General features: G+C 72.7%; 11 protein-coding genes. 8 read left to right on the top strand and 3 right to left on the bottom strand.

Annotated elements, in window-relative coordinates; all coding sequences use genetic code 11:
- From ACR2FV_RS10960 to ACR2FV_RS10925, 8 genes are all read left to right on the top strand, one after another.
- Nucleotides 1-396: M20/M25/M40 family metallo-hydrolase (locus ACR2FV_RS10960; RefSeq protein WP_434015731.1), on the top strand; the 396-nt coding region annotated here is incomplete at its 5' end.
- Nucleotides 393-1739 (top strand): formimidoylglutamate deiminase, encoded by a 1347-nt coding sequence (locus ACR2FV_RS10955; RefSeq protein WP_434015730.1) that lies wholly within the window; start codon nt 393-395, stop codon nt 1737-1739. The genes ACR2FV_RS10960 and ACR2FV_RS10955, both read left to right, overlap by 4 nt.
- Nucleotides 1739-2941, top strand: coding sequence for an imidazolonepropionase (gene hutI / locus ACR2FV_RS10950; protein WP_434015729.1), 1203 nt, complete (start codon nt 1739-1741; stop codon nt 2939-2941). Before ACR2FV_RS10955 ends, hutI begins: the two co-directional genes overlap by 1 nt.
- 22 nt (nt 2942-2963) lie before the next feature.
- Nucleotides 2964-3491 (top strand): ASCH domain-containing protein, encoded by a 528-nt coding sequence (locus ACR2FV_RS10945; protein WP_434015728.1) that lies wholly within the window; start codon nt 2964-2966, stop codon nt 3489-3491.
- Between the two features lie 196 nt (nt 3492-3687).
- Entirely contained in the window at nt 3688-4002 is a 315-nt protein-coding gene (locus ACR2FV_RS10940; RefSeq protein ID WP_434015727.1) for a DUF4333 domain-containing protein, read from the top strand.
- 43 nt (nt 4003-4045) lie between these two features.
- Entirely contained in the window at nt 4046-4708 is a 663-nt protein-coding gene (locus ACR2FV_RS10935; RefSeq protein ID WP_434015726.1) for a dienelactone hydrolase family protein, read from the top strand.
- A 100-nt stretch (nt 4709-4808) separates the two neighbouring features.
- Nucleotides 4809-5063: a FitA-like ribbon-helix-helix domain-containing protein gene (locus ACR2FV_RS10930; protein WP_434015725.1), complete on the top strand. Its 255-nt coding sequence runs from the start codon at nt 4809-4811 to the stop codon at nt 5061-5063.
- Nucleotides 5060-5500, top strand: coding sequence for a type II toxin-antitoxin system VapC family toxin (locus tag ACR2FV_RS10925; protein ID WP_434015724.1), 441 nt, complete (start codon nt 5060-5062; stop codon nt 5498-5500). Before ACR2FV_RS10930 ends, ACR2FV_RS10925 begins: the two co-directional genes overlap by 4 nt.
- 13 nt (nt 5501-5513) lie before the next feature.
- Here the strand turns inward: ACR2FV_RS10925 and ACR2FV_RS10920 are convergent, their stop codons facing one another.
- The 3 genes from ACR2FV_RS10920 to pdhA all read right to left on the bottom strand — a co-directional run.
- On the bottom strand, nt 5514-6788 hold the full coding sequence (locus ACR2FV_RS10920; RefSeq protein ID WP_434015723.1) for a dihydrolipoamide acetyltransferase family protein: 1275 nt from the start codon (nt 6786-6788) through the stop codon (nt 5514-5516).
- Nucleotides 6785-7813 carry an alpha-ketoacid dehydrogenase subunit beta gene (locus ACR2FV_RS10915; protein WP_434015722.1) on the bottom strand — a complete coding sequence of 343 codons (1029 nt, stop codon included), beginning with the start codon at nt 7811-7813 and terminating at the stop codon, nt 6785-6787. The genes ACR2FV_RS10920 and ACR2FV_RS10915 overlap by 4 nt, the downstream gene beginning before the upstream one ends.
- The coding region (pdhA, locus tag ACR2FV_RS10910) for a pyruvate dehydrogenase (acetyl-transferring) E1 component subunit alpha (protein ID WP_434015721.1) at nt 7810-8796 on the bottom strand (987 nt) is incomplete at its 5' end. The genes pdhA and ACR2FV_RS10915, both read right to left, overlap by 4 nt.

Genomic DNA, 8796 nt, shown 5'->3' with positions numbered 1-8796 from the left:
CCGCAGGAGGACCAGGTCCGAGCGCTGGTCGCCGAGGTGGAGACCACGGTCACGGACCTCGGCGGACACGTGGAGCAGGAGTCGTGGACCCCGACCACCCGCTTCGACGCCGACCTCGCCGACCGGTTGCGGCGGGTGATCGGAGAGCAGGAAGGGGGACTGCTGAGCGTGCCGGTGCTGGGCACCGGTGCCGGTCACGACGCGGGCATCCTGGCCGGAGCCGGCATCCCGACCGCGATGCTGTTCGTCCGCAACCCGACCGGGGTCTCGCACAGTCCGGCCGAGCATGCCGAGCGCGCCGACTGCCACGCCGGGGTGGACGCGCTGACCGCCTGCGTCACCGAGCTCCTCGGCAGTGCGGCAGCCGAGGGTGCGGGACCTGGCGGTGCCGTATGAGGTGGCACGCGGCCCACGCTCACCTGCCCGACGGCCTGGCGCGGGACGTGCTCATCGAGGCCGAGAACGGCCGGTTCACCTCGGTTGCACCCGGGGTCCCGCTCACCGGGCTCGACCCGGTCGAGCGACTGCCCGGTGTCGTGCTCCCCGGCCTCGCCAACGCGCACAGCCACGCCTTCCACCGGGCTCTGCGCGGGCGCACCCATGCCGACGGCGGCACCTTTTGGACGTGGCGCGAGGCGATGTATGCCGTGGCCGGCCGGCTCGACCCGGACAGCTACCTCGCGCTGGCCCGGGCCACCTACGCGGAGATGGCGCTGGCCGGGATCACCGCGGTGGGGGAGTTCCACTACCTGCACCACGGCCCGGACGGCGTGCCCTACGCCGACCCCAATGCCATGGGTGCGGCCCTGGTGCAGGCTGCCGCCGACGCAGGCATCCGGCTGACCCTGCTCGACACCTGCTACCTGGCCGGTGGTCTGGAGGAGCAGGGCCACACGCCGCTGACCGGCACACAGCAGCGGTTCGGCGACGGCACTGCACAGGCCTGGGCTCAGCGCGTGTCGCTGCTGCGCGACCACCTCGACGGCGGGCCGGGTCATCTGCGGGTCGGGGCTGCCGTGCACTCCGTGCGGGCAGTGCCGCGCGGGAGTCTTGCCGTCGTCGCCGATGTCGCCCGCCGGCGGCGGGATGCGCCGTTGCACGTGCACCTGTCCGAGCAACCCGCCGAGAACGACGCCTGCCGTGCCGCCTACGGGCTCACCCCGACCGAGCTGCTGGCCGACGAAGGACTGCTGTCGCCCGAGCTGAGCACAGTGCACGCCACCCACCTCACCGACCACGACATCGCGCTGCTGGGGGGCGCCGGGGTCACCGCCTGCTTCTGCCCGACCACGGAGCGCGACCTCGCCGACGGCATCGGACCGGCCCGCGCGTTGCTGGACGCCGGAGCGGCGCTGTCTCTCGGGTCCGATCAGCACGCCGTGACCGACCTGATCGAAGAGGCCCGCGCGCTGGAGATGCACGAGCGGTTGCACACCTTGCAGCGGGGCCGGCTGAGCCCGACCGACCTGCTGGCCGCAGCCACCCGGCATACCTCGATCGGCTGGCCCGACGCAGGTGAGCTGCGGGTCGGCGCCCGGGCCGACCTGATTGCGATCCGCGACGACACGCCCCGCACCGCGGGCAGCCTGCCCGCACAGATCCTGCTCAGCGCGACCGCCGCCGACGTCGACACCGTCGTGGTGGACGGCCGTACGGTGGTCGAGCAGGGGCGGCACCGGCTCGGCGATGTCGGGCACCTGCTGCGCCAGGCCCTGGAACCCCTGCAGAGAGGCGACTGATGTCCATCCTGATCACTGGCATCCGCGAGCTCGTGACCTGTGACGACGACCTCGAGCGCGCCGACCATGCGGACGGCCTGGGCATCGTGCGCGACGCCGCCCTGGTCGTCGGCAGCGCGCACGAGGACGTGGCCACCACCATCCAGTGGGTGGGCCCGGCCACCGCTGCCCCGGCCGCCGACTGGGCCATCGACCTGGGCGGCAAGGCGGTGCTGCCCGGCTTCGTCGACAGCCATTCGCACATCGTCTATGCCGGGGACCGCTCGGCCGAGTTCGCCGCCCGGATGACCGGACAAGGCTACGACGGCGGCGGCATCGCGACCACGGTCGCGGCGACCCGGGAGGCCGACGACGACACCCTGCGCACGCTGCTGCGCGCCCGGGTCGAGGAGATGCGCGCCCAGGGCACCACGACCGTGGAGATCAAGTCCGGCTACGGGTTGAGCGTGGCCGACGAGGCCAGGATGCTGCGCCTGGCGGCCGAGGTCACGGACGAGGTCACCTACCTCGGCGGGCACGTCCTGCCGCCCGGCACGGGGCACGACGCCGGCGAGCGGTCGGCATACGTCGACCTGGTCTGCGGCCCGATGCTGCTGGCGGCCCTGCCGCATGCCCGCTGGGTCGACGTCTTCTGCGAGCCGGGCAGCCCGCACGCCTTCGACGAGGAGGAGTCCCGGGCCATCCTGCGCGCCGGCATGGCGGCCGGGCTGCTGCCGCGGGTGCACGGCAACCAGCTCGGTCCCGGCCCGGGGGTGGCGCTGGCGGTGGAGGTGGGCGCGGCGAGCGTGGACCATTGCACCTATCTGTCCGACGCCGACGTGGACGCCCTGGCCGGTGCCTGCGGGACGACGGTGGCGACGCTGCTCCCCGGCGTGGAGTTCTCCACCCGCTCGCCCTACCCCGACGGGCGGCGACTGCTGGATGCCGGGGTCGACGTCGCCCTGGCCACCGACTGCAACCCGGGCACCTGCAGCTCCTCGTCCATGCCGCTGATGATCGCCCTCGCGGTGCGGGAGATGGGGATGACTCCGGCCGAGGCCGTGCGGGCGGCGACGGTCGGGGGCGCTCGGGCGTTGCGTCGCGACGACGTCGGCCGGGTCCGGGTGGGCGGTCGCGCCGACCTCGCGGTGCTCGACGCGCCGTCCTACCTGCACCTGCCCTACCGGGTGGGCGTGCCGCTGGCGCGCACCCTGGAGGTGTGAGACCCCGGTGTACCGTCGAGGGATGGAGCACGACGAGCTCGAGGCGTTCTGGGTCGACGCCCGGATCAGGGCCAAGATCAACCGGGTCAGCGGATACCTCGGTGTCAGCGCCAAGGAGGTGCTTCGTCCGCCGGCCTGGTCCTTCGGCGGCGACCCTACCCAGGCAGACGAGCTGCTGAGCTTGGTGCTCGCCGGCACCAAGACGGCCACCTCGAGCGCACGAGCCGACTACGACGCCGACGGGGAGCAGGTGCCCGAGTTCGGTTCGCTGTCCATCGTGCTGGACGGAGCCGGTCACCCCCGCGCGCTGCTGCGCACCACGGACGTGCGAGTCGTGCGGTTCGACCAGGTCGATGCTGCGCACGCGCGGGCCGAGGGGGAGGCCGACGGCAGCCTTGAGCAGTGGCGTGAGGCCCATGCCGAGTTCTTCGAGCAACAGTCCCACCACCGGTTCGACCCAGAAATGCTCGTGGTGCTGGAGAACTTCGAGGTGCTCGTAGCCGTGCCCTACACCGGGGAGGACGCGCTCAGCCCGACGTCGATTGGGTGACCTCCGCGCCGCCTTGAGCCAACGCATCCAGGACCGCCACTGCGCTCAGGCCGCCAACGCGTGCGTTTCGCCTGCTCCCTCCGCCCGCATGGAGCCACGCGAGGCCGGCAGCCGCGTCGGCTCGTCGGCTCGTAGGATTGCCGGTATGGGGTAGTCGGGTGTCCGTCGGCGGGTTCGGGTGGGCCTGGTGACAGTGGTGGCCTCCGTAGCCCTCGTGGGCTGCGCCCAGGAGGTGGCAGGCGACGAGGTCGAGCAGAGCATCGTGGACGCCATGACCGAGCAGCAGGTGACCCTGGAGTCGGTGGACTGCCCCGAGGCGCTGCCCGCCGAGCTCGACGCGGCGATCGTCTGCGAGGTCTCGGTGATCGGTGTCAACGACCTCGGCGCGCCCGTCGACCGGATCCGGGTCGGGGTCACGGCGATCGAGGGCGAGGAGGTGCGCTACCGGCTCGAGCCGCTCGCGGAGGGCGCTTCCCACGAGGGGGCCGGCGCCGGGGACGGAGATGGCTGAGCCGCGCCGCGCGTCATCCCGGCTCTCGACATACCCTGAACGGGTGCCTGACCTGCCGCTACGCGTTCACTCCGACACCGGTGCCACGCTGCGCTGGACCCATCGCCCGGCCGCACCGCGGGCCGCCGTGCTTCTGCTGCACGGCGGGCAGGCGCACGGCAGCTCGCCGACATCCTGGCGCCAGCTGTCGATGGCGCGGGTCTATCCGTTCGCGGGTGCGATCGCCCGGCGGGGTGGTGGTGGCATCGCGGTGGCCTTCCTGCGGTATGCCGTGCGGGGCTGGAACGATGCGGCACCGGTCCGGGACGCGCGCTGGGCACTGACCCAGATCCGCGGTGAGCTGCCGGGTATGCCGATCGGGGTCGCGGGGTACTCGATGGGCGGCCGGACAGCGCTGCGGCTGTGTGGTGACCCGGGGGTGGCCTCGCTGGTCACCCTGGCCGCCTGGGCGGATGCGCGGGACGTCGCCATGTGGCAGCCACGCCGTGGACTACCAGTGCTGATGATGCACGGCAGCGCCGACCGGGTCACCGACCCCCGGGGCACGGAGCTCGCCGCGCGCACGCTGCGTAGCGGGGGCGCCGAGGTCGACGTGGTGACGGTCGAGGGCGACACCCACGCCATGCTGCGGCAGGCCCGCACCTGGCACGGTCGCACGGCCGAGCACCTCGCAGCCACGCTGCTGACCGCCCCGACCCCGCGCTGAGGAGCCCCGGCCCGGCCGTTGTGCGCGCCGGCGCGGCCTGCGCAGCCCCCAGTGGAGCGCACATCGGTCACCGGCCAACTGCTAGCATTGCTGGCAGGAGGTGTCGAGTGTGGCTGCCATCAGCATCAGGGCCCTTGACGATCGAGTGCACGAGCGTTTGCGGGTGCGTGCTGCCCGGCACGGTCGATCGATGGAGGCCGAAGCCCGGGTGATTCTGGAGGATGCGGTCAGCGAGCCCGGTGAGTCCGTCGGCCTCGCCCAGGCGCTGCTTGCCCGTTTCGGTGACGCGGGCGGCGTCGACCTTGAGCCCCCACGACGCAGTCAGGCCCCCCGCGCGGCGGACCTGCCCGAGTGAGCGAGGACGTCCTCGCCCGGATCGTCGTACTGGACACCAACGTCGTCTCAGAGCTGATGCGGCCCACCCCTGCCGCCGCGGTGCTCAGCTGGGTAGAAGACCTGGCGCCCCCGAAGGTGCACACGACGTCGGTGACCCTCGCAGAAGTTCGCTTCGGCATCGCCCGCCTCCCGGTCGGCCGTCGCCGCGCCACGCTGATGAACGCCGCGGACGACGTCTTCGGCGCCTTCACGGACCGGATCCTGCCCTTCGACGGCCAACCGGCCGAGCACTACGCGGACATCGTGGTGGAGTGCGAGCAACGTGGTATGCCGATCAGCGGCTTCGATGCTCAGATCGCCGCCATCTGCCGGACCCATCGGGCGGTCCTGGCCACGCGCAACATCTCGGACTTCGAGCTGCTCGGCCTAGACCTCGTCGACCCCTGGGCTGCCTGAACGCCGGGGAGGCTCAGATGGAGCCGAGAAGCACAGCGGGCTGCTCGACGCAGTCGGCGACGAAGCGCAGGAAACCCCCGGCCGTCCCGCCGTCACAGACCCGGTGGTCGAAGGTGAAGGACAGCTGGGTGATCTTGCGCAGTGCGATCTGCCCCTCGTGCGCCCAGGGCCGATCGATGATCCGGCCCACGCCGAGCATCGCGGCCTCAGGGTGGTTGATGATCGGGGTCGAGCCGTCCACGCCGAAGACGCCGTAGTTGTTGAGGGTGAACGTCCCGCCGGTCAGCTGCGCCGGTGTCAGCGTGCCCTCGCGGGCCGCGTCGGTCAGCTCTCGAAGCGCGATGGCGAGCTCCACCGTGGTCATCGACCCGGCATCGCGCACCACGGGCACCACCAGCCCTCGTGGCGACTGCGCCGCGAAGCCGAGGTGGACCGCGCCGTGCTGCACGATCTCCTGCGCGTCGGTGTCGACCGAGGAGTTGAGCTCGGGATGCCGGCGCAGACCGGCCACGGTGATCCGGGCCAACAGGGCCAGTAGGCCGATTCCGTCGTCCGGCCGAGCGGCATGCAGGGTGTCGCGGAGGGCGAGCAGCTCGGTGGCGTCGACGTCGACCCAGGTGGTGGCGTCGGGGATCTCCCTGCGCGAGGTGCTCAGCCGCTCGGCCATCGTCCGCCGAACGCCGGTGAGTGGGATCCGCTGGTCTGCGTCAGGAGACGCCGGCTCGTCGTGCCGGGAGTGGGCGGCACGCACGACGTCGTCCCGTCGGATGACCCCGTCGGGGCGCCGCACCGCGATGGCCGCGAGGTCCAGCCCGGCGTCGCGAGCGAGTCGGCGCACCAGCGGGGAGATGACCCTGACCGCCCTGGTCTGTCCGTTGGGTTGCCGCGGCTCGGGCCGGTCCGCGGGGTATGCGGTGTCGCCGGTGCTGGGAGGTGGGTCCTCGGAGGCTCCGGCTCGAGCGCCGCGACGCCGACCCGCGCGGGCCCGGCGGACCTGGTCGGCTCCGGTGCCGTAGCCGATCAGCACCGCGCCGGACCCGGAAGCCTCGCCGCCGACGGTGAGCAGTGGCGACCCGACGGCGAGCATCTGCCCGGGTTCGCCGTGCAGCGAGGTGACCGTGCCGGCATACGGACAGGGCACCTCCACGGCGGCCTTGGCGGTCTCGACGGTCACGACGTGCTGGTCGGTGCTGACCTCGTCGCCCTCGGCCACCAGCCACTCCACGATCTCGGCCTCGGTCAGCCCCTCGCCGAGGTCGGGCAGAGCGAAGACCTTGGCCTCGCTCACCGGCCCGCCGCCTGCTGGGCCCCGGTGAGGTGCGTCAGGTCCGGCTCGTCGTCCCACTGCAGGCGCCCGATGGTGTCCAGTACCCGGTCGACGCTGGGCAGGTGGCTGCGTTCGAGCTTGGGCGGGGGGTAGGGGATGTCCAGCCCGCTGACCCGCAGCACGGGGGCGTGCAGGGAGTGGAAGCACCGCTCGGAGACCCGGGCCGCGATCTCCCCGGCGACGCCGCCGAAGCCGGGGGCCTCGGACAGGACCACGCACCGGCCCGTCTTGCGCACCGAGGCACTCACGGTCTGGTCGTCGAAGGGCACCAGGCTGCGCAGGTCGACGACCTCGACGTCCCAGTCCTCCTCAGCGGCCGCGACCTCGGCGGTCTTCAGGGCGGTGGGCAGCTGCGGGCCGTAGGTCAGCAGGGTGACGTCGCGGCCCTCCCGGCGCACCGTGGCCCGCCCGATCGGCTCGGTCGTGGTCGGCAGGTCGAGCTCGTCCTTGGACCAGTAGAGGATCTTGGGCTCCATGAAGACCACCGGGTCCGGGTCGGCGACCGCCGCGCGCAGCAGCGAGTAGGCGTCGGCCGGGGTGCCCGGCGTGACCACCTTCAGGCCGGGCGTGTGGGCGTAGTAGGCCTCGGAGGAGTCGCAGTGGTGCTCCACGCCGCCGATGCCCCCGGCATACGGCACCCGGATCACCATCGGCAGGCTGAGCGCGCCGCGGGTCCGGTTGCGCATCTTGGCCACGTGCGAGACCACCTGCTCGAACGCGGGGAAGCCGAAGGCGTCGAACTGCATCTCGATCACCGGCCGGAAGCCCTGCATCGCCATGCCGACCGCGAAGCCGGTGATGCCGGCCTCGGCCAGAGGTGTGTCGAAGCACCGGTCGGTGCCGAAGTCGGCACTCAGTCCGTCAGTGATGCGGAAGACGCCCCCCAGGCTGCCGACGTCCTCGCCGAAGACGACCACGTCGGGGTCCTCGCGGAGCGCGTCACGCAGCGCGGTGTTGAGCGCCTGGGCGAAGGTGGTCGTGCTCATCGTGGTCCCTCCATCGTGCCGGCCTGCTCGGCGGCCACCAGCTCGGACTGCTCCCGCAGCTGGGGGGTCGGCTCGGCATACACGTGTGAGAACAGGTCGGCCGGGTCCACCACCGGCTCCTCACCCATCCGGCGGCGCAGGTCGGCGGCCCGCTGCTCGGCCTCGGCGGTGACCTCCTCGATCCGCGCGGAGTCCAGGTGGCCCTGGTCGACCAGGTAGGTCTGCAGCCGGGCGATCGGGTCGCGCGCCGTCCAGGCCTCGACCTCGGCGGCGTCGCGGTAGCGGGTAGCGTCGTCGGCGTTGGTGTGCGCCTCGAGCCGGTAGGTGTGCGCCTCGATCAGGAAGGGGCCGCCCCCGGAGCGGGCGTGCTCGACCGCCGCGCGGGTCACCGCGAGCACGGCGGCCGCGTCGTTGCCGTCGACCTGCTCGGAGCGCACGCCGTAGCCGACGCCCTTGTAGGCCAGCGCGGGCGCCTTGGTCTGCTGGGCGAGCGGCACCGAGATCGCGAAGCCGTTGTTCTGCACGAAGAAGACGACCGGAGCCTCGAAGACCGCCGCGAAGTTGAGCGCCTCGTGGAAGTCACCCTCGCTGGTGGCCCCGTCGCCGAGGAAGCACAGCGCCACACCGTCGGTGCCACGGCGGCGCAGGGCGTAGGCCGTGCCGGCGGCGTGCACGGTCTGCGTCGCCAGGGGGGTGCACTGCGGGGCTGTGCGGGTGGCCACGGGGTCGTAGCCGCAGTGCCAGTCACCGCGCAGCAGGGTGAGCGCCTGGACCGGGTCGATCCCGCGAGTGACCAGGGCCATCGAGTCGCGGTAGGTGGGGAACAGCCAGTCGCGCTCGCCCAGGGTATGCAGGGGCGCCACCTGGCAGGCGTCCTGACCACGGGAGGAGGGATAGACCGCGAGCCGGCCCTGCTTGGTCAGCGCGGTGGCCTGGCCGTCGAACCGGCGGCCCAGCATCATGTCGCGCCAGACCGCGACCAG

Source organism: Ornithinimicrobium sp., assembly GCF_051004135.1.
Taxonomy (GTDB): Bacteria; Actinomycetota; Actinomycetes; order Actinomycetales; family Dermatophilaceae; genus Ornithinicoccus.
The sequence above is the reverse complement of the archived record's forward strand: the minus strand, read 5'-3'. Positions and strand labels throughout refer to the sequence as shown.